At 60.4% G+C, this 19,987-nt stretch carries 19 protein-coding genes and 1 pseudogene; 7 read left to right on the top strand and 13 right to left on the bottom strand.

What is annotated here, in order from left to right; translation table 11 throughout:
• Positions 1-60: 60 nt before the first annotated feature.
• From OEG84_RS01405 to rsmA, 4 genes are all read left to right on the top strand, one after another.
• On the top strand, positions 61-2,343 hold the full coding sequence (locus OEG84_RS01405) for an LPS-assembly protein LptD (RefSeq protein ID WP_425602810.1): 2,283 nt from the start codon (positions 61-63) through the stop codon (positions 2,341-2,343).
• 203 nt (positions 2,344-2,546) lie between these two features.
• Positions 2,547-3,485 (top strand): SurA N-terminal domain-containing protein, encoded by a 939-nt coding sequence (locus OEG84_RS01400; RefSeq protein ID WP_267652078.1) that lies wholly within the window; start codon positions 2,547-2,549, stop codon positions 3,483-3,485.
• 13 nt (positions 3,486-3,498) lie between these two features.
• Positions 3,499-4,533: a 4-hydroxythreonine-4-phosphate dehydrogenase PdxA gene (gene pdxA / locus OEG84_RS01395; RefSeq protein WP_425602884.1), complete on the top strand. Its 1,035-nt coding sequence runs from the start codon at positions 3,499-3,501 to the stop codon at positions 4,531-4,533.
• Entirely contained in the window at positions 4,533-5,363 is an 831-nt protein-coding gene (gene rsmA / locus OEG84_RS01390; protein WP_267652076.1) for a 16S rRNA (adenine(1518)-N(6)/adenine(1519)-N(6))-dimethyltransferase RsmA, read from the top strand. The genes pdxA and rsmA overlap by 1 nt, the downstream gene beginning before the upstream one ends.
• A 6-nt stretch (positions 5,364-5,369) precedes the next feature.
• Here the strand turns inward: rsmA and OEG84_RS01385 are convergent.
• From OEG84_RS01385 to OEG84_RS01365, 5 genes and pseudogenes are all read right to left on the bottom strand, one after another.
• Positions 5,370-5,876: pseudogene (locus OEG84_RS01385) on the bottom strand (methyl-accepting chemotaxis protein); the annotation flags it as partial.
• A 66-nt stretch (positions 5,877-5,942) separates the two neighbouring features.
• On the bottom strand, positions 5,943-7,220 hold the full coding sequence (tnpC, locus tag OEG84_RS01380; protein ID WP_267651873.1) for an IS66 family transposase: 1,278 nt from the start codon (positions 7,218-7,220) through the stop codon (positions 5,943-5,945).
• Positions 7,221-7,232: 12 nt separating this feature from the next.
• Positions 7,233-7,568 (bottom strand): hypothetical protein, encoded by a 336-nt coding sequence (locus OEG84_RS01375; protein WP_267652075.1) that lies wholly within the window; start codon positions 7,566-7,568, stop codon positions 7,233-7,235.
• Entirely contained in the window at positions 7,565-8,122 is a 558-nt protein-coding gene (locus OEG84_RS01370; protein ID WP_267652074.1) for a protoglobin domain-containing protein, read from the bottom strand. The genes OEG84_RS01375 and OEG84_RS01370 overlap by 4 nt, the downstream gene beginning before the upstream one ends.
• A 197-nt stretch (positions 8,123-8,319) precedes the next feature.
• A complete protein-coding gene (locus OEG84_RS01365) occupies positions 8,320-8,778 on the bottom strand; it encodes an Lrp/AsnC family transcriptional regulator (RefSeq protein ID WP_267652073.1) in 459 nt (152 codons plus the stop codon).
• Between the two features lie 112 nt (positions 8,779-8,890).
• On the opposite strand from OEG84_RS01365, the gene OEG84_RS01360 reads away from it, so the two are divergent.
• Positions 8,891-10,096 carry a methionine gamma-lyase gene (locus tag OEG84_RS01360; protein ID WP_267652072.1) on the top strand — a complete coding sequence of 402 codons (1,206 nt, stop codon included), beginning with the start codon at positions 8,891-8,893 and terminating at the stop codon, positions 10,094-10,096.
• Positions 10,097-10,129: 33 nt separating this feature from the next.
• Here the strand turns inward: OEG84_RS01360 and OEG84_RS01355 are convergent, their stop codons facing one another.
• Positions 10,130-10,582 carry an Lrp/AsnC family transcriptional regulator gene (locus OEG84_RS01355; protein ID WP_267652071.1) on the bottom strand — a complete coding sequence of 151 codons (453 nt, stop codon included), beginning with the start codon at positions 10,580-10,582 and terminating at the stop codon, positions 10,130-10,132.
• Positions 10,583-10,712: 130 nt separating this feature from the next.
• On the opposite strand from OEG84_RS01355, the gene OEG84_RS01350 reads away from it, so the two are divergent.
• Together OEG84_RS01350 and OEG84_RS01345 are read left to right on the top strand one after the other, a co-directional pair.
• Positions 10,713-10,865, top strand: a complete 153-nt coding sequence (locus OEG84_RS01350; RefSeq protein ID WP_267652070.1) for a hypothetical protein — start codon at positions 10,713-10,715, stop codon at positions 10,863-10,865.
• Complete coding sequence (locus tag OEG84_RS01345) at positions 10,862-13,240, top strand: transketolase (protein WP_267652069.1); 2,379 nt, start codon at positions 10,862-10,864, stop codon at positions 13,238-13,240. The genes OEG84_RS01350 and OEG84_RS01345 overlap by 4 nt, the downstream gene beginning before the upstream one ends.
• A gap of 81 nt (positions 13,241-13,321) precedes the next feature.
• Here OEG84_RS01345 and gmk read toward each other — a convergent pair whose 3' ends face one another.
• The 7 genes from gmk to fabD form a co-directional block, all read right to left on the bottom strand.
• Positions 13,322-13,978 carry a guanylate kinase gene (gmk, locus tag OEG84_RS01340; RefSeq protein ID WP_267652068.1) on the bottom strand — a complete coding sequence of 219 codons (657 nt, stop codon included), beginning with the start codon at positions 13,976-13,978 and terminating at the stop codon, positions 13,322-13,324.
• A gap of 2 nt (positions 13,979-13,980) precedes the next feature.
• Positions 13,981-14,868, bottom strand: coding sequence for a YicC/YloC family endoribonuclease (locus OEG84_RS01335; protein ID WP_267656047.1), 888 nt, complete (start codon positions 14,866-14,868; stop codon positions 13,981-13,983).
• Between the two features lie 52 nt (positions 14,869-14,920).
• Positions 14,921-16,120, bottom strand: a complete 1,200-nt coding sequence (mltG, locus tag OEG84_RS01330) for an endolytic transglycosylase MltG (RefSeq protein ID WP_425602809.1) — start codon at positions 16,118-16,120, stop codon at positions 14,921-14,923.
• 100 nt (positions 16,121-16,220) lie between these two features.
• A complete protein-coding gene (fabF, locus tag OEG84_RS01325) occupies positions 16,221-17,483 on the bottom strand; it encodes a beta-ketoacyl-ACP synthase II (protein WP_267652067.1) in 1,263 nt (420 codons plus the stop codon).
• Positions 17,484-17,582: 99 nt separating this feature from the next.
• The gene (locus OEG84_RS01320) at positions 17,583-17,819 is read right to left on the bottom strand and encodes an acyl carrier protein (RefSeq protein WP_035526784.1); all 237 of its coding nucleotides are present in this window, start codon (positions 17,817-17,819) and stop codon (positions 17,583-17,585) included.
• A 281-nt stretch (positions 17,820-18,100) separates the two neighbouring features.
• A complete protein-coding gene (gene fabG / locus OEG84_RS01315; protein WP_267652066.1) occupies positions 18,101-18,838 on the bottom strand; it encodes a 3-oxoacyl-[acyl-carrier-protein] reductase in 738 nt (245 codons plus the stop codon).
• A gap of 99 nt (positions 18,839-18,937) precedes the next feature.
• Positions 18,938-19,891: an ACP S-malonyltransferase gene (fabD, locus tag OEG84_RS01310; RefSeq protein WP_267652065.1), complete on the bottom strand. Its 954-nt coding sequence runs from the start codon at positions 19,889-19,891 to the stop codon at positions 18,938-18,940.
• Between the last annotated feature and the right edge of the window lie 96 nt (positions 19,892-19,987).

The following is a 19,987-nucleotide window of genomic DNA, read 5'->3' as shown; positions in this document are numbered from 1 at the left end:
ACGGGTGTGCGCCGGTCTAGAGTTCATGCGTTCGCCAGCGCCCTGTGCGCCGGCGCGGCTATGTGCGCAATTTTTACGTTCGCGGCTCCCGAGGCCTCGGCGCAATCCTCATTTGGTGGCGACTTCAGCATACCGGCAGATCAGAAAATGCTGCTGGCTGCGGATGAGCTGATATACAACAACGACACCGGCCTCGTGGTGGCAAAGGGTGGCGTGCAGATCGATTACGGCGCCTACAAGCTGGTCGCCGACCGGGTTGAATATGATCAGACCACCGGTCGCATGAAGGCAATCGGTTCGGTCGAGATGGTCGAGCCCGATGGCAACAAGATCTATGCCGACGATCTCGACGTGACCGATGATTTTGCCAATGGCTTCATCAATGCGCTCAGGGTCGAGACGCCCGACAAGACCTACATCGCAGCCGAGAGCGCTGAACGCAGCGACGGGCGGGAAACCACCTTCAACAACGGCGTCTACACCGCATGCGAACCCTGTGAGGAAAATCCTGAGCGGGCTCCGGTCTGGCAGATCAGGGCCAAACGGGTAATCCAGAACGGCGAAACCAAGACGATCCGGCTGATACGGCCAACCTTCGAGTTGTTCGGCCTGCCAATCGCAATGCTGCCCTATCTCGAGATCCCCGATCACGACGCCAAGCGCAAGACCGGCTTCCTGTCGCCCAGCTATCGCAGCTCCGACACACTCGGTTATGGGCTGACGGTGCCCTACTATGTTGTGATTTCACCGCATATGGACGCGACGCTGACCGGCACGGCTTTCACCAAGCAGGGATTTCTCGGCGAAGTCGAGTTCCGACAGAAATTCGCCAACGGGTCTCACACCCTGCGCATGGCCGGTATTTCACAGACCGGGCAGGACAATTTCACGGCCAACACGTCCGACGCACTTGTGCAGGAACGTGGCCTGATCGCGTCGAAGGGCGCGTTCCGGATCAACCCGCGCTGGACCTTTGGCTGGGACGTGATGGCCCAGACCGACAATAATTTCGCGCGGACCTACGGGATTGAGGATTATAACGCGAGCACGGTGAAGTCGGAAATTTATCTGACCGGCCAGTCCAACCGCAGTTACTTCGATCTGCGCGGCTACCGGTTTGACAAACAGAATGCCGACGAAACCAACAGAAGTGAACGCCTTCAGGCCTTCGTTCACCCTTCGCTCGATTATAGCCGCACTTTCTCCGATCCGATCGCCGGTGGCGAACTGGCGCTCAACGTCAACGGCTATTCGCTGTCACGCAAGGCCGACGACATTGGCATACGGGTCGGACCAGACCGCTACAGAGGATTTGCCGGCGACAATGCGCGGCTGAGTGCCGAACTGGAATGGAAGAAGACCGTGACCGTTGGCAACGGCCTGCGGCTGACCCCCATTCTGGCCGCCCGCGGCGATCTCAACTCGGTCAATGTCGACAACGCACCGACCGATTATGACGGCGCCTTTGCCGGCAATGGTTCGCATGCCCGTGGTATGGTGACCGCCGGGCTTGAAGCCAGTTACCCGGTACTGGTAACCACCGCCACCTCCAGCCATGTGTTTGAACCGATCGCACAGATATTCGTCCGCCCCGATGAACAGCTTGCGGGCGGCATTCCCAACGAGGATGCGCAGAGCTTCGTGTTCGACGCGACCTCGCTGTTCGAGCGCGACAAGTTTTCCGGCTTCGACCGGACCGAGGGCGGTACCCGCGCCAATGTCGGCCTGCGTTACACCGGCAATTACGACAATGGCCTGAAGACCCAGGCGGCGTTTGGACAATCCTATCACCTGGCCGGTCTCAATTCATTCGCCACACCGGATCTGGCGCAGGCCACGCGCAATTCCGGTCTTGACCAGAATGTATCAGATTTCGTTGGCATGGTTGGCCTGTCTACGGCGAACGGCCTGTCGCTGGCTGCCTCGGCACGGTTCGACAAGGATGATTTCCGCGCAGAACGCACCGATGTGCGGGCCGGGTACTCCAGGGACAGGTTCAGGACCAGCGTCACCTACACCGAAATCAAGGCGCCGCGGCCAAATCTGTTGAGCGAGCTGGATCGACGCGAAGTCACCGGCTACGTCTCGCTGAAGCTTCACGAGAACTGGAGCGTTGCCGCCTCGACCAGTTATGATCTGGTGGATGGCGAGTTTAACCGACAGGCATTCGGGGTGCTGTATGCCGACGAATGCATCGCACTGTCGCTTTCCTACGAAGAGATCCGCGACGAATTCAACACAGAGGCGCGTGACTGGAAGGTTGGCGCACGGCTGAGCTTCCGGACCCTCGGTGGCATCGATGGCGGAGACGACGTGTCTCCATTGGTGAAGGCAGATTTCTAAGGCATGCGGCGGGTCAGCGATTTCCGCCGGATAACGCGGCAGAGGCGCTGCCTCGACCAGTTCTAACGTTGCCTGCACCGGCAACGCACGTGGCACGGACGGTTAACGCCTCGTTTTCGCCGCATGACAGATGCATTTACGTGCGGCTTCGGATTTGCAAGACTGATTTTGACGGATCTGCCTGAAACAAAGGACCTGAAAGCATGCAATTTCCCGCGATCACCCGCTTCACTGGCCTGTTGCTTGCGGCCACCATGGCTTTTTGCTTCGCACCGATGTCGGCGCCCACAGCCCGGGCGGCCAGCGAAATCAAGATCGTGGTCAACAATCAAGCCATCACCAGCGTCGATATCGCGCGCCGGGTGGCGTTTTTGAAATTGCAGCGTACCGGAGGCAATCTCGGCCAGAAGGCGCGGGAGCAACTGGTCGAGGAGGCCCTCAAGTACCAAGAGTCGGCCCGGATTCGCGCGCTTGTCTCCGACGCTCAGGTCGAGGCCGCCTTCGAGCGATTTGCCAAATCCAATAAGCTGTCAACCAAGCAGCTCACCCAGGTCCTCAACCAGGCCGGCGTCACCCCCAAGCACTTCAAGAACTTCGTCCGCATACAGATGAGCTGGCCGCGCGTGATCCAGGCCGCGACCGGTAACAGCGGCAGCATGTCCACCCAGGATCTGGTATCCAAAATGCTCGAGCGCGGCGACGACAAGCCGTCGACCACCGAATATATTCTGCAGCAGGTGATTTTCGTGGTTCCCGCCAGCAAGCGGTCAAAGTCAACGCTCAACGCACGCAAGCGCGAAGCCGACCAATTGCGCGGACGTTATCAAGGCTGTGACAACGCCGCGGCTCAAATCACCGGCCTGCGTGACGTCACCCTGCGTCAGCTCGGCCGCATCATGCAGCCGCAATTGCCGCCGGACTGGAAGCCGCTGATCGAAAAAACCAAGGCAGGCAAGGCCACGTCAACGCGCATTACCGATCGCGGTGTCGAGTTCATCGTCGTCTGCTCCGCCAAGACGGTTACCGATGACAAAGCTGCAGAATTGGTCTTCCGCGCTGAAAACGAAGGCAGCGGCGATAGCGAAGAGGCCAAGAAATTCCTCGCCGATCTGCGCAAGCGCGCCGTCATCGCCAACCGATAAGGGGCCATCCGTGATCAATCGGAGTAGCCACGCTCTGGCTTTGACCATGGGCGATCCCGCTGGCATTGGTCCCGACCTGACGCTTGCTGCCTGGCGCGCCCGCGATTCCCTTGAACTGCCAGCGTTCTTTCTGATCGGTGATCCGGGGATGTTCGAAGCGCGGGCGAAACTGTTGGGTATCGACGTTGCGATCGCCGAGGCGACGCCGGAGACCGCCGCCGGACTCTTCGCCACCGCCCTGCCCGTGCTGCCGATCAAGATGGCAAAACCGGTCCGCCCCGGCGAACCGGATCCCGACAACGGCAGTTCGGTGATCGAGGCCATCCGGCTGGCGGTGGAATTGACGCTTGCCGGACACGCCCGCGCTGTCGTCACCAATCCGATTGCCAAATCGGTTCTTTACGCTGCCGGATTCAAATTTCCCGGCCACACCGAATATCTGGCGCATCTGGCCGGTCAGTCGCTTGGCACGACCGTCACCCCGGTGATGCTGCTTTCGGGGCCGCATTTGCGTGTCGCCCCGGTCACCATTCATATACCGCTCAAGGATGTGCCCGCTACGCTCTCCACCGTGGCCATCATCGAGACGGCGCGCATCATGGCCTCGGATCTCGCCAGCCGCTTCGGCATTCACGCCCCACGGATCGCCATTTCCGGGCTCAACCCGCATGCCGGCGAGGACGGAGCACTGGGCAAGGAAGACGCCGAGATTGTTGCGCCCGCCATCGCGGCACTGCAGGCCGAGGGTATTGATGCGTTCGGTCCGCTGCCAGCCGACACCATGTTTCACGCCGAAGCGCGCGCCGGCTATGACGCGGCGCTGTGCATGTATCATGACCAGGCGCTGATCCCGGCCAAGACGCTTGGGTTTCATGATTCAGTCAATGTCACGCTGGGATTGCCGTTCATCCGCACCTCGCCCGACCATGGAACTGCGTTTTCGCTTGCCGGAACCGGCGTTGCGCGCGCCGACAGCCTGGTGGCGGCGATCAGGCTTGCGGGCACGATGGCTGAAACCGAAGCCCGCCACACGTCGAGTGCCGCCTGATGGCGCTGGCGCATGATGGATTGCCTGCGTTGCGCGATGTCGTGGCCGCCCACGGCCTCGCCCCCAAAAAAGCGCTAGGCCAGAATTTCCTGTTCGATCTCAACCTGACTGCAAAGATCGCCCGGTCGGCAGGTCCGCTTGAAGGTTTCACCATCTTCGAGATCGGCCCAGGTCCCGGCGGACTGACGCGGGCGCTGCTGGCCCAGGGTGCTGACCGTGTGGTGGTGATCGAACGCGATCCCCGCTGCCTGCCGATCCTGGCCGCGATCTCCGAGCACTATCCAGGACGACTGGAGGTAGTGGAAGGCGACGCGCTGAAGGTTGATCTGGCAGCTCTCGCCGACGGGGCGCCTGCAAAGGTCGTCGCCAACCTGCCCTACAATGTCGGCACCCAGTTGCTGATCAACTGGCTGACTGCCAATCCCGAAAACCCGTTCTGGCAATCGATGACGCTGATGTTCCAGAAGGAAGTCGGCCAGCGGATCATCGCCACGCCGGGCTCCAATCATTACGGCCGGCTCGGTGTGCTTGCCGGCTGGCTGACCATGGCCGACATACTGTTTGACGTGCCGCCACAGGCGTTTACGCCACCGCCCAAGGTGACGTCCAGCGTGGTGCAACTTGTGCCGCGAACGACCCGCCTACCCTGCGAACTGTCCAAGCTCGAACACGTTACCCAGGCCGCGTTCGGACAGCGGCGCAAGATGCTCCGACAAAGCCTCAAACCGCTGGGTGGCGAGGCGTTGCTCACCAAGGTCGGCATCGATCCGGCGCGGCGCGCCGAAACCCTGAGCCTCGAGGAATTCTGCGCGCTCGCGAACGCGCTCTGAAAACGTGAGTGACTTGCCGGTCTCGCCCACAAGTGCGACGCCATTCCTGACCTGATCACCGGAGTTGGTGATCAGCGTCTTGATCTCCTTGGCCGCACCCGCGGATCTTTGCGCCAGTTCACGAACCTCCTGGGCCACCACCGCAAAGCCTTTGCCTGCATCTCCGGCGCGCGCAGCTTCGACGCCGGCATTGAGCGCCAGCAGATTGGTCTGGAAGGCGATATCGTCGATCACGCCGATGATGTTGGAGATCTCTCGGGAGGATTGTTCGATGATCGCCATCGCCTCCACTGCCCGACCGACCACCTCGCCGGCCTTCTCGGCGCCGATCTTGGCACGTGTGACGATCTGGCCGGCCTCTTCGGCACGGCCGCTGGTGTCCTTGACGGTAGTTGTGATCTGTTCCAGCGCGGCGGCGGTTTCCTCAACTGACGCAGCCTGCTGCTCGGTCCGCTTGGAGAGGTCGTCAACCGATGCCATGATCGAATGGGCGCCGGCATTGATCTGCGACGCACCGGCGTCAATATCGCCGAGTAATTACCCACCCCCGAATTCGTGATTTCCGGTTCTTCTACCGGCCTATGCCAGGACGGATGCGATGACCTGGAAGGGGTTTGCGCCTTTGAGGCGGGCGGTGTCGATGGTCGTGCGTACATCCGCCTCGGCTTGGGCGGCCCACATGGCGCGATATCCGTTTGTCACCTTTCGCTGAATGACCCATGGACGGAGCTTTCGCTCAGATGTGTTGTTGGTGACATCGACTTCTCCGGGATAGTCGCAAAACGTCAGCAGCTGATCGCGGGCCCGCCCGATCTTGGCCTGGAGCTTTTGGGCCAGGTCGCACGAAGTCGGGGCGCATAGAAGCCCGGCAAGCTGTTTATCGAATTTGCGCTTCTTGCTTGCGACGGTAGACGCAGCGAATGTGCTTATGGCTCTGGCGAAATCAAACACACGGCCAAACCAAAGCTGGAAGCGAAGAGGGAGATCATCCTCGCCATGTTCCAGCGCAAAGGCTGTATCACGCGCCAAATGTGCAAGGCAGGTTTGATGTCGATGGCCGTGAGATTGCTGGGCTGAATACCGATCAGATATCCATACCTCGGGGACATGGCCGCCCATGGTCTCGTGAACGACCCGTGCTGCACGGGAGTAATCGGGCTGGTGGACAACAGCATCCTTGCAATGAAAAACCCAGTGTTGGGCATTTGTGCCCTCGATACGCACACCGGTTTCGTCGCTGGCGACAACGCGGGCGGCTCGAAGGCTGGCCTTGGCGGCCTGTGCTGTGGCCTGGAAGCTCGGACGGGAGCGGGAAAACATGTTCATGATCGCGCCCTCGCTCACATTAAGGCCGAAGATATCCATGAACACACCGCTCAGGCGTTCGTAAGACAATGCATGGAAACTCTTGAGGTAGATCGCCAGCGCGTGAATGCCTGGCCCGAACGGCGTTGCGGTTGCCACGGCAGGTGCGGTGGCTTTTGTTGTCGTGCCGCATTGCGGGCAATGACAGGAAAAACGCCGATGCCGGGTGACATGAGGACGGATCGCAGGAATATCGATCTCGTCATAGGCCCCGGCCAGCACCATCGTATCATCACCGGAAAACGCATGGCCGCATCTCTTGCAGGCGGTCGGTTCATGATCGCGAAACATGTCGGCAAAATCCGCCAGCACCCTATTGTGGGGTTCATGCCCGGGCTTGGCTCCACCCGGTCGTGAGTTGACGCGTTTCTCTTTCTTGTCCGTCGAGGGCGGCTTGGAAGACGTCCGAGAATCCTTGGAAGGCCGTTGGAGCCGAAGCACCATCTCGATCAATTCGTCCTTGCTCAGCTGCTGCAAATCAGTCCGATCCATATCATCATGGATTCAGACATTGTGGTGCATGGCAAGGGGGTGGGTAATTACATCGCCGATGGTGGCGGACAATTGCTCCAGTGCGCTGTTGAAATTGTCCCGCAGGGCTTGATAGGCGTCGGGCAGATCGTCGTTGATCCGGTAGGATAGATCCTTGTTGACGATGGCGCTCATCGCCTTGCCAAAACAATCGCTGACCAAACTCCGTTCTTTGGCGATGGCTTCCTGCTGCGCCTTTTGCTTGGCCACCTCGGCTTCCTCGATATAAACCGAGATCGCCAGATCCATGTCGAGGAACACGGCTTTTATCAGGCTGCCGAGGGCTTCGCCGAGCTTGTCCGGGCTCATGCCCTTGTTCGACAGCAGGCCACGCTTGGGCGCTGTTTCAAAATAATGCTGTTGATCAGGTGATCGAGAACGACGGCATAGCCGCCCATGTACCATCGTGGTTCGAGCCCTATTTCGGCGTGAACCTTGCCGATGATTCGGACCTTTCGGACAAACTCCTCGCTAAAATCGCCGTTTGCGATGTTTTTCCAGTGGCTTTCCTGGCCGGACTTGGCGCGTCCTATATGCTCTTCGGAGGAGAAGAAACGCTTGACCCTCGGGGTCTTACGCAACTGATCATAAAACCGGTCAAGACCATTGGGCAACTCACGGTCGACGATGGCTTTCAGGCTGCGGATCGCGGCGCGGCCTTCGTCATTGAGTTGCAGGAACTCCAGGCGCGCGGCAATATCCTGGTCCAGAACCGGCGTGCCAGTTTGGTGTATGTCTCGATCTGATTTCGATAACTGTTGCATGTTTGGATCTCCACCCACAATATTTTCAAGGCTGTTTTTCTTTCCGTTCCCGATCCCCTGAAATTTTTGGGGCCCTCGATAGGTAAAAATGAGACCCACTCATTGACTATTGGTTAATGCTGTCTGAACCGGGTAAAGTATTCCCACATAACCAAGCTCCCACATTCGTCTTGATACGGTGAATTCATCTGTTTTTATTGATTTTTTCTTACCAGACCGAGCCAGCAACAGAATTCCCAATTGTTACCCATCCCAATCTCCGGGTCTCAATTTTCGGATCCGCAGGCAGTCGGATGTCAGACTAACGCCGGGAAAACGGCGGTTTTCTTCACTGTGCCGTAAACGATGCTGGTGTCGATCGAGGCGATGCCGCCGATGGCGTGAATGCGGTTGCGGATAAAATCTTCGTAATGGTCGAGCCCGGCCACCACCACGCGCAGCTGATAGTCCGCCGGACCGGTCATCAAATGGCATTCCAGCACCTCGTCGAGGCCCCTGATCCGGTCTTCGAACGCCTTGATGTGGTCTCCGGTGTGGCGCTCGAGGCGGATACGAATGAACACAGTCATCGGCAAGCCGTAGGCCTTGGCGTCGACATCGACGCTGTAACCGAGAATGACTCCGCTGTCTTCGAGAATACGCAACCGACGCAGACAGGGCGACGGCGACAGATTGACCTCCGCAGCCAGATCCTGATTGGTGATCCGGCCATTCTTCTGCAGGGCCCGGATGATCTGACGATCCTTGCTGTCCATATCGCTGTTCCTTGGCATTTAATGCCACTAGATGTATCTTTGGTGGCATAAATATCAATCAAATACCGCTTGCGATAGGGCAATATTGTCCAAACCAGCAAGGAACATTGTCATGAGCACGACCAGCAAGAGCTTCTCCACCCGCGCCATCCATCATGGTTACAATCCGCTCGACAATGAGGGCGCATTGACGCCGCCTCTGCATCTGACCTCGACCTTCGCTTTTGAGAGCGCCGAAGCCGGCGGCGAGATGTTTGCCGGCGAACGGCCCGGCCATGTCTATTCGCGCATTTCCAACCCGACACTCGACCTTCTGGAGCGCCGTATCGCCGTGCTCGAAGGTGCAGAAGCAGGACTGGCGCTGGCGTCCGGCATGGGCGCGATCACCGCGGCGTTGTGGACGCTGCTGGCGCCGGGTGACGAGATCATCGTCGACAAGACGCTCTATGGCTGCACGTTTGCCTTCATGCGTCACGGGCTGGCCAAGTTCGGCATCAAAGTCACCCATGTCGACATGACCGACCCCGACAAGCTGACAGCGGCGATGTCGGAGAGCACGAAGGTGGTTTATTTCGAAACCCCGGCCAACCCGAACATGCGGCTGGTCGACATTGCGGCCATCTCGGAGATCGCCCACCAGGGCGGCGCTACGGTGGTCGTCGACAACACCTATGCCACGCCGTACCTCACCCGGCCGGTTGAACTGGGCGCTGATATCGTCGTGCATTCGGCCACCAAATATCTCGGCGGCCATGGCGATGTGGTGGCCGGACTGCTGGTGGGCACGGCCGAACAGGTGGCCGCCATCCGTCTGTTCGGCATGAAAGACATGACCGGCGCGGTGATGGCCCCGTTCAACGCCATGCTGGTGTTGCGCGGCTTGAAGACACTGGCGCTCAGGATGGACCGTCATTGCGCCAATGCGCGACAGGTGGCCGAGATGCTTGAAGCCAGCCCGGGCGTAACAAAGGTCTACTATCCCGGCCTCGCAAGTTTTGCCCAGCATGATCTGGCAAAGCGGCAGATGCCGGGGTTCGGCGGCATGATCGCCTTTGAACTCGATGGCGGGATCGACGCCGGACGGCAGTTGATGAACCGGTTGTCGATGATTGGCCGCGCGGTGTCACTCGGCGATGCGGAATCGCTGATCCAATACCCGGCGAGCATGACGCATTCGACCTACAACCCTGAAGAGCGCGCCGAATACGGCATTTCCGACGGGCTGATCCGGCTTTCGGTCGGCCTGGAAGATATCGACGACATCATTGCCGATCTGCACCAGGCGCTGACCGCGGACCCGATCCGCGCCGTCGCCTAGCGGTTTCCAGCCATGAACCGGAACGGCGCCGGCTCACGGAATCCGCGCCGGTGTCGCCTTGACCCGGCGCAGCGGGATCGAGGATTCAATCGACGCCACGCCCCTGATCTTGGTCAGTCGGTGGGTCAGGAACCTCTCGAAATCGGCCAGGTCGCGGGTCGCAACGCGCATCAGGTAATCGCGGTTGCCGGTCATCAGCCAGCAATCAACCACCTCTGGCAACCGCGCCACGGCCTCCTCGAACAGCGCAAGCGCCTCGTCGATCTGCTTGTCGAGCCGGACCGAGACAAACACGGAAACAGGAAAACCAAGCGCGGTCTCGTCAAGGCTGGCATAGTAGCCGGTGATAACACCGGCAGCTTCGAGCTGCTTCACGCGACGTGCAGTCGGAGTCGGGCTCAACCCTACCGCATCACCGAGATCATTGAGCGATATCCGGCCGTTAGCGGCGAGTTGGCGAAGGATCGCGATATCCTTGTCATGCATAGCTACTTCCACCACCGATTAGTTGATCTGCGAGATTTGTCCGCGAAATTACTCAAATTTGCAGGTTTTTTTGCACGAAACCACTCGTTGGTACAGAGTAATGTCTCCAAACCAAACGCAGGAACCAAAGATGTTTTCCATTTCCGAGATCGAACAGGCCGCGACGCTGGTGCGAGCAGCATCTTTGACTGCGGGAAAACGCGTCGGCGTGATCCTGTCCGGCGGCAATATCGACACCGATCAGTTCACCACAATCATGCAGGGCGGGATCCCCCAATTATGAGCAATGCGCATCTCAAGACCATCGAACAGCGGCTGCTGTGGCTGTCGCACTGGATGATTCACAACGCCAACCACATTCGCGAGAAGGCGGACGGTATCAAGGTCGGTGGCCACCAGGCCTCATCGGCCTCGATGGTGTCGATCATGACCGCGCTCTATTTTTCGGCGCTGAAGCCCGAGGACCGGGTGGCGGTGAAACCGCACGCCTCGCCTATATTTCATGCCATCCAGTATCTGATGGGCAACCAGACCCGCGAGAAAATGGAAAACTTCCGAGGGCTTGGTGGGGTGCAGTCCTATCCGTCACGGACCAAGGACATCGACGATGTGGATTTTTCCACCGGATCGGTCGGCCTCGGCGTGGCCATCACCTCGTTTGCCTCGATCGTGCAGGATTACATCACCGCCAAGGAGTGGGGCAGCGATCTTCCGTTGGGCCGCATGGTGGCGCTGGTGGGCGATGCGGAACTGGATGAAGGCAACATCTATGAATGCCTGCAGGAGGGCTGGAAGAACGATCTGCGCAACACCTGGTGGGTCATCGACTACAACCGCCAATCGCTCGACGGCATTGTCCATGAAGGCCTGTTCCGCCGCGTCGAAAAGATCTTTGAAGCCTTTGGCTGGGACGTGGTGCGGGTCAAATACGGCCATCTTCAGCGTGCAGCTTTTGCCGAAAAGGGCGGAGACAAGCTCAAGCAATGGATCGACGATTGTCCCAATCAGCTCTATTCGGCGCTGACCTTCATGGGTGGCTCGGTGTGGCGCAAGCACCTGATGGACGATCTCGGCGACCAGGGTGACGTCACCGCTCTGATAGACGCCCGCTCCGACCAGGAACTGGCTGCGCTGATGGAAAATCTTGGCGGCAATTGCGTGACCACCATGGCCGATGTGTTTGCCTCGATCGACCATGACCGGCCGGTCTGCTTCCTGGCCTACACCATCAAGGGCTGGGGCACGCCGATCGCCGGGCACAAGGACAATCATGGCGGGCTGATGAACAAGACCCAGATGGCCACCTGGCAACGCCACATGGGCGTTCCCGAGGGCCAGGAATGGGAAAAGTTCGCCACCGTCGAGGATCCCGACGCCCTGCAGGCATTTCTCGACCGCACGCCGTTCTTTGCCAAGGGTCGGCGACGCTATTCGGCCGAGGTGATTGCCACGCCCGAAATCGAGATTGCCAGTGATCGTGAGATCTCAACGCAGATGGCGTTCGGCAAGATCCTCGATGATCTATCGAAGACCGACAGCGAACTGGCGTCGCGCATTGTCACCACCTCGCCGGATGTGACCGGCACCACCAATCTCGGGCCCTGGGTCAACCGGCGCAAGCTGTTTGCGCGCGCGGTTCGCGAGGACACATTCAAGACCCACAACATTCCCTCGACAGCGAAATGGGAGTTCACGCCCGACGGCCAGCACATCGAACTCGGCATTGCCGAGATGAACCTGTTCCTGCTGCTCGGTGCTGCGGGTCTGTCGCATTCGCTGTTTGGCAAGCGGCTGATCCCGATCGGCACTGTCTATGACCCGTTCGTCGCCCGCGGGCTCGATGCACTCAACTACGCCTGCTACCAGGACTCACGCTTCATGATCGTCGGCACCCCTTCGGGTGTGACGCTGGCGCCGGAAGGCGGCGCGCACCAGTCGATCGGCTCTCCGTTGATCGGCATGAGCCAGGACGGGCTGGCCGCGTTTGAGCCGGCCTTTGCTGACGAACTGGCGGTGATCATGAAATGGGCATTCGACTACATGCAGAAGGATGGCGAGGGCGATCCCGACGAACGCACCTGGCTGCGCGACGAGACCGGCGGTTCGGTCTATCTCAGGCTGACCACCAGCCCGCTTGAACAGCCCGGCACGCGCGCCGACGAAGATTTTCGCCAGGGCGCCATCGACGGCGCCTACTGGCTGCGCAAGCCGGGGCCGAATTGCGAGGTCGTGGTGGCCTACCAGGGCGCAGTGGCGGCGGAAGCAATCCGCGCTGCCGGCCGCATCGCCGAAACACGGCGCGACGTCGGCGTGCTGGCGGTAACCTCGGCCGACCGCCTCAATGCCGGCTGGACGGCGGCGCAAAGGGCGCGTGCGCGTGGCAATACGGCTGCCGAAAGCCATATCGAAACGCTGACCCGCGACCTGCCAGGGCATTGCCGCTTTGTCACGGTGATCGACGGCCATCCGGCAACGCTCGGCTGGATCGGATCGGTGCAGGGTCACCAGACAATTCCGCTGGGTGTGGAGCATTTCGGCCAGACCGGCACGATTGGCGATCTCTACGCCCATTTCGGCATCAATGCAGAGGCGATCGCGCAAGCGGCCATCGGGTTGACCGACGGCAGACGGGCAATGCCGAGGTTGATCGGCGCATAGGACCGCGTTCAAGCGATATGGCCACGGTGTTTGCACACATGCAGACCACCGTGGCTTTTCTCACAGCCGGAGCGAAGGTAATTATTCGCCGAGCAGGCCGGCGACGAAGTCGAACAGGCCGGGGCGGCGGTCGCGGCGCAGGCGCTCGGCCTGGACGATCGAGCGCACGGCGGAATAGGCCCGGTCGAGGTCGTCATTGATGACGACATAATCATATTCGCGCCAATGCTCGATTTCCGACCGGGCATTGGCAAGCCGGCGCTCGATCACATCGTCGGCGTCTTCGGCGCGACGTTGCAGCCGGGCGCGCAGTTCTTCCATCGACGGCGGCAGGATGAAGATCGAGACCACATCGGCGCTCATTTTTTCCTGCAATTGCTGGGCGCCCTGCCAGTCAATGTCGAACAGCATGTCGCGGCCTTCGGCCATGGCAACTTCAGCGGATTCGCGCGGCGTGCCGTAACAATTGCCATGCACCTCCGCCCATTCGAGCAGAGCTTCCGAATCGCGCATGCCATCGAACTCGCGCTGCGACTTGAAATGATAATGCACACCCTCGATTTCACTGCCACGGCGCGGCCGCGTGGTAACGCTCACCGACAGGCTCAGGCCGTTGTCATTTTCGAGCAGATTGCGCGCGATCGTCGATTTGCCGGCACCCGATGGCGACGAAATAACCAGCATCAGCCCGCGTCGCTTGAGACGGCTAGAGGGAAGGTCGGCGGGAGGCAGGTTCATCGCTACTCCAGATTCTGTACTTGTTCGCGAAACTGATCGATCAGCACCTTCAAATCAAGCCCCATGGCCGTGACCGAAGCCGCATTCGATTTCGAGCATATGGTGTTGGTTTCCCGATTGAATTCCTGGGCCAAGAAGTCCAGTCGTCGGCCTGCGCCACCACTGGTTGCAAGCAGCGCCCTGGCCGCCTCGACATGAGCCTTGAGCCGGTCGATTTCCTCGCGCAGATCCGCCTTGGTGGCAATCAGCGCCGCCTCCATATGCAACCGATCGCGGTCCAGTCCGGCACCGGTATCCATCAGCGCGGTAATCTGGTCAGCAAGCCGGGCTCGGATCACTTCGGGTGAGCGCGACGGATCGGTTTCGACTGCCAGCGCCAGCGCCTCAATACGGTCGACCTGATCGCCCAGAACCCGGGCCAGTGCCGCACCCTCGCTCAGACGTACCGAAACCAGTTCCTCCAGCGCCGTCCTGAAGCCCGCCAGCACCGCCTGGTCGCGAGCGGCGCGGTCAGCGTCGGAAAGTTCGGGATCGCGAAATTCGAGCACGCCGCGGATATTAAGAATGCCGTCGAGCGCCGGCTTGCGCGCATCAATCCGGTCACTCAGCCGTTCAACCAGCGCGATAACCGCTTCCAGCGCTGCTTCATTGACCACAGCCTCGGTGGTCGCGGTGGTGGCGTTGACCGAGAGTACGACCTGCACATTGCCGCGTGCGAGCACGCCAGCGGCTGCCTTGCGCACTGGCTGTTCCAGCGCTTCAAAACCTGTCGGCAATCGCAGCCGGATATCAAGCCCCTTGCCATTGACAGAACGAAGCTCCCAGACAAAACGGCAGCCTTCGGCCTCTCCCTCATGGCGTGCGAAGCCCGTCATTGACTGGATCGCCATGTCGTCCCCTTGCTTGCCCATTGACGTCAGCATAGTTGCCGGTGCCGTCAGATCAATTGCCTTCCGGCTTTTCTGCGTCCGCCGCGGCCTTCTCGGCCGCAAGCGCCTTCTGGCGTTCGGCCTCGAGCCTGCGCCAGCGCGCGACATTGGTATTGTGTTCGTCGAGCGTTTCGGCAAAGGCATGGCCGCCAGTGCCGTCAGCCACGAAGTAAAGGTCCTTGGTGCGCGACGGGTTGGCCACAGCCTCCATCGCTTCGCGACCCGGATTGGCGATCGGCGTCGGCGGTAGCGCATCGATCACATAGGTGTTGTAGGGCGTCGGCTTTTCGATGTCGGACTTGTAGATCGGCCGATCTGATGGCTTTCCGGCACCGCCGAACAGGCCATAAATGATGGTCGGGTCCGACTGCAGTCGAATGCCGCGCTCAAGCCGGTTGATGAACACGCCTGCAACCCGCGGTCGCTCATCGGCGCGCGCGGTTTCCTTCTCGACAATCGATGCCAGGATCACCAGTTCTTCCCGGGTTTCGAGCGGAAGCCCCGGTGCCCGCCGTTCCCAGATCTGCTCGAGCGCACGGGTCTGGGCCTTGGCCATCTGATCGATGATTTCGGCACGCGTTGTGCCACGGGAGAACTTGTAGGTCTCGGGCAGCAGCGCGCCCTCGGCCGGCATTTCCTCCGGCAGGTCGCCAACAAGCACGGTCGCTTCACGCAGCCGGTCGAAAACCTGCTGCACAGTCTGGCCTTCGGGCACGGTGAAGGTGTGCAGGATCGACTTGCCGGATTGCATCAGTTCAACAATCTCGCGCATCGATGCGCCAGCCTTGATTTCGTATTCGCCGGCCTTGAGCGTGTCATCGCCGAGCACGCCCTTGGCGCCCAGCGAGAAGATACGCTGATTGGTGATGATGCCCTGACGTTCAAGCCCGGCTGCGATCTGATTAAGACCGGCGCCGTCACGCACCATGTAATCTGTGGTTTGGTCGAGCGGACCATTGGCTTCGAATTCGCTGTGACCATACCAGAACACGCCGATGCCGATGATGGCGACAAAGATGATCAGCGACAGGATGAAATTGAGGAAAACCACAATCTGGTTGCGGGCGCGGCGCGAGCGCTTGGGCGGCTGCGGCGCCTGTTCCGGCTTCAGCGCCTGCGACGGCGACACCGGCACGATCGGCCCAGAGGGTGTGGAAGCGCGATCACCAGCACGGCCAAACACGCTACGATTCTGGTCTTTGGGGTCGTTCACGGGAGCACCCTCCGCAGGAATTGGAATCGGCTGACTTGTTGCCGCTCAATGTGGCAAAATGCTGGTTCGCATAACTTCGCCTGACCCCGGCACTCAGCCATCACGCTTGAAAGCGTTTGAGCACAAGTGATGCATTGGTGCCACCAAAACCGAAGGAGTTGGACAGGGCAACGTCGATATTCCGCTTGCGCGCCACCTTCGGCACCAGATCGATCCGGGTTTCCTTCTCGGGATTGTCCAGATTGAGGGTCGGCGGGGCAATGTTGTCACGAATGGCGAAGGCGGAAAACACCGCTTCCATTGCACCGGCAGCGCCAAGCAGGTGGCCAATCGCCGATTTGGTCGATGACATCGACACGGTGCCGGCTGCCTCGCCGAGCAATCGCTCGACTGCACCCAGCTCAATCGTGTCGGCCATGGTCGAGGTGCCGTGGGCGTTGATGTAGTCGATGTCGGACACATCAAGGCCGGCGCGCTTGATCGCCATCTGCATGCAGCGATAGGCGCCATCGCCGTCGGCTGCCGGCGCGGTAATGTGATAGGCATCGCCAGAAAGGCCGTAGCCGACCACCTCGGCGAGGATGTTGGCGCCGCGGGCCAGGGCGTGTTCGAGTTCCTCGAGCACCATGATGGCAGCGCCCTCGCCCATGACGAAGCCGTCGCGGTCGCGGTCGTAGGGGCGCGAGGCCTTTTCGGGCGTGTCGTTGAACGAAGTCGAAAGTGCCTTGCAGGCGGCAAAACCGGCAATGCCGATGCGGCAGATGGCGGCTTCGGCGCCGCCGGCAACCATCACGTCGGCGTCACCCAGAGCGATGAGCCGGGACGCGTCGCCAATCGCATGGGCGCCGGTGGAGCAGGCAGTGACCACGGCATGATTGGGGCCGCGCAAGCCATGCCTGATCGAAACATGGCCGGAAACCAAATTGATCAAGCGACCGGGAATGAAGAACGGCGAGACCCGGCGCGGACCCTTGTCGCGGAGCGTGTAGCCAGCCTCAACTATGCCTTCCAGCCCGCCAACACCGGAGCCGATCATGACACCGGTAGCGATCTGGTCTTCACGGGTTTGCGGATTCCAGCCGGCATCCTTGAGCGCCATCTCGGCCGCGGCAACGCCAAAAAGAATGAACTTGTCGATCTTGCGCTGTTCCTTGGGCTCCATCCAGTCATCCGGATTGAAGGCGCCCTCGACCGACGGATCGGTGGGCACGGAACAAGCTATCTGGGCCGCGATGTCACTGACATCGAAACCGGTGATGCGCGAGGCACCATTTTGACTGTTGATCAGACGGGACCATGTGATTTCCGCACCGCAGCCGAGTGGTGAAACCACGCCTGTACCGGTGATGACGACTCGACGCATCGTCTCAATTCCCCGTCATGTCAGAAAAGCAACAAACCGGCGCAGGAACTGCGCCGGCCTTGAAAACGGGCCGTTTAACCGCCCGTCCGTTCATTCCATTCAGGCCTGAGCCTTGGAAATGAACTTGACCGCGTCTCCGACGGTCAGAATGGTGTCGGCTGCGTCATCAGGGATTTCCACGCCGAATTCTTCTTCGAACGCCATCACCAGCTCGACCGTGTCGAGCGAATCCGCACCGAGATCGTCAATGAAGCTTGCGCCTTCGTTCACCTTTTCAGCGTCAACGCCCAGATGTTCGATGACAATTTTCTTTACGCGGTCTGCGATGTCGCTCATGTCGGTTTCCTCGACCTGTTCTACGTTGGACTTGTGCTTCGTTACCTGCACAAGCATGGGTAATCAAGTTGGTTGCACGTTTTTATGCGCTCGGCTCGGTTCCGTCAAAGCCGAAGCTGTGGATTTCGACTTTTTCGACCACGAAGCGGGCGCAAACTGTGCTCTCAGCGGGGCGAAGTACCATGGTTTGGCAAACGGGCAAAGCCGGAAAATGTTCCGCAGCGGTGATTCCACGCGCTGCGGCCATAACCTGTGCAAAACCGCGACAGCCATGCCCCCGCTCAGACCATCAGCATGCCGCCATTGACGTGGATGGTCTGGCCGGTGACGTAAGACGCCTCGTTGGAGGCCAGGTAAGTGACTGCTGAAGCAATTTCGGCGCCCGATCCCATGCGGCGCATGGGAATCGCGCCCATGATCGCTTCTTTCTGCTTGTCGTTGAGCTTTTCGGTCATCGCGCTTTCGATAAAGCCCGGCGCAACGCAATTGACGGTGATGTTGCGGGGGGCGATTTCCTGGGCGAGGCTCTTGGAAAAGCCGATCATGCCAGCCTTGGAGGCGCAGTAATTGGCCTGGCCGGGGTTGCCGGAAACGCCGACCACGGAGGTGATATTGATGATGCGACCATGGCGGCGCTTCATCATCGGATGGGCCAGTTCACGGGTCAGACGGAAAACCGCTGTCAGATTGACCTCAAGCACCTGATCCCAGGCATCGTCACTCATGCGCACAAACAGGCCGTCCTTGGTGATGCCGGCGTTGTTGACCAGAATGTCGACACCTTCGAGCTCGCGCCCGGCGGTCTTGCCGAGCTCAGACACCTGATCGCGGTCAGACAGATCAGCCGGGAACAGTTTCACCCGTTCGCCAAGATCGGCGGCGAGCGCCTCGAGCCGCTCGACGCGGGTGCCGTGCAGGCCGACAGTTGCGCCGCGGCTGTGGAGCTGGCGGGCGATTGCCTCGCCAATGCCACCGGATGCGCCGGTCACCAGGGCCTTGCGGCCGGTCAGATCGAACATGGTTGGTCCCTTTCGCTAATTCTGCTCTTTGGCTGGCTCAAGCCGGGATCGTGAACAATGACGTTCGCCCCCGGATAGCCTACCCTAGAGGGTCTACCCCTAGGCTGTCTGCCCGTTGATTGCGGCCAGAAATGGATCTATATCGGCAGGTCCGGCGACATTGAGACCAGTCACCGAACGGTCGATGCGGCGGGCGAGCCCGGTGAGCACCTTGCCAGCGCCGATTTCGGCGAGGGTGGTAACACCATTGTTTGCAAACCAGAGCACCGTCTCGCGCCAGCGGACGCGGCCTGTGACCTGTTCGACCAGCAACCCGGCGATCTCGTCGGGATCGGACACCGGTGCCGCGCGGACATTGGAAATCACCGGCACCACCGGTGCCGATTTTGCAACGCCTGCCAGCGCTTCGCGCATGGCGTCGGCAGCAGGCTGCATCAAGCTCGAATGGAACGGGGCGGAGACCGACAGCATCAGCGCCCGCTTGGCGCCCATGGCGGTAGCCGCTGCAGCTGCGGCTTCAACTGCCGGCTTGATCCCGGAAATTACCAACTGGCCGCCGCCATTGTCATTGGCGATCTGCACTGCGCCGTGAACTGCGCCCTCGGCGCAGGCAGCTTCGACGTCTTCCTGTTCGAGGCCGATGATCGCCGCCATCGCGCCCTCGCCAGCCGGCACCGCCGCCTGCATGGCGTTGCCGCGGATGCGCAACAGTCGCGCCGTATCGCCGATCGAGAACATGCCGGCTGCACACAGCGCCGAATATTCACCGAGCGAATGGCCGGCAACATAGCTGGCGGCGTCCCCAAGTTTCAGGCCGCGCGCTTCGAGTACTCGGATCAGTGCCATCGACACCGCCATCAGCGCCGGCTGGGCGTTGGCGGTCAGCGTCAGGGTTTCCTCGGGGCCTTCGAAAATCGTCGTCGACAGCTTTTCACCGAGTGCCGCGTCGACTTCGTCAAACACTGCGCGGGCCTCAGGATAGGCTTCGGCGAGATCCTTGCCCATGCCGACTGCCTGACTGCCCTGCCCCGGAAAAGTGAATGCTGTGGCCATATCGCGGATCCGTTCCTGATGTTTGGTTGGGGATTGCCGTTGGCGCTTCAATTCACATTCCAACCGCCGGAGTCAAGCACGGCAGTCAGATGTCTC

This window comes from Hoeflea algicola, from assembly GCF_026619415.1.
Taxonomy (GTDB): domain Bacteria; phylum Pseudomonadota; class Alphaproteobacteria; order Rhizobiales; family Rhizobiaceae; genus Hoeflea; species Hoeflea algicola.
This window is presented reverse-complemented; position numbering and strand designations above follow the sequence as displayed.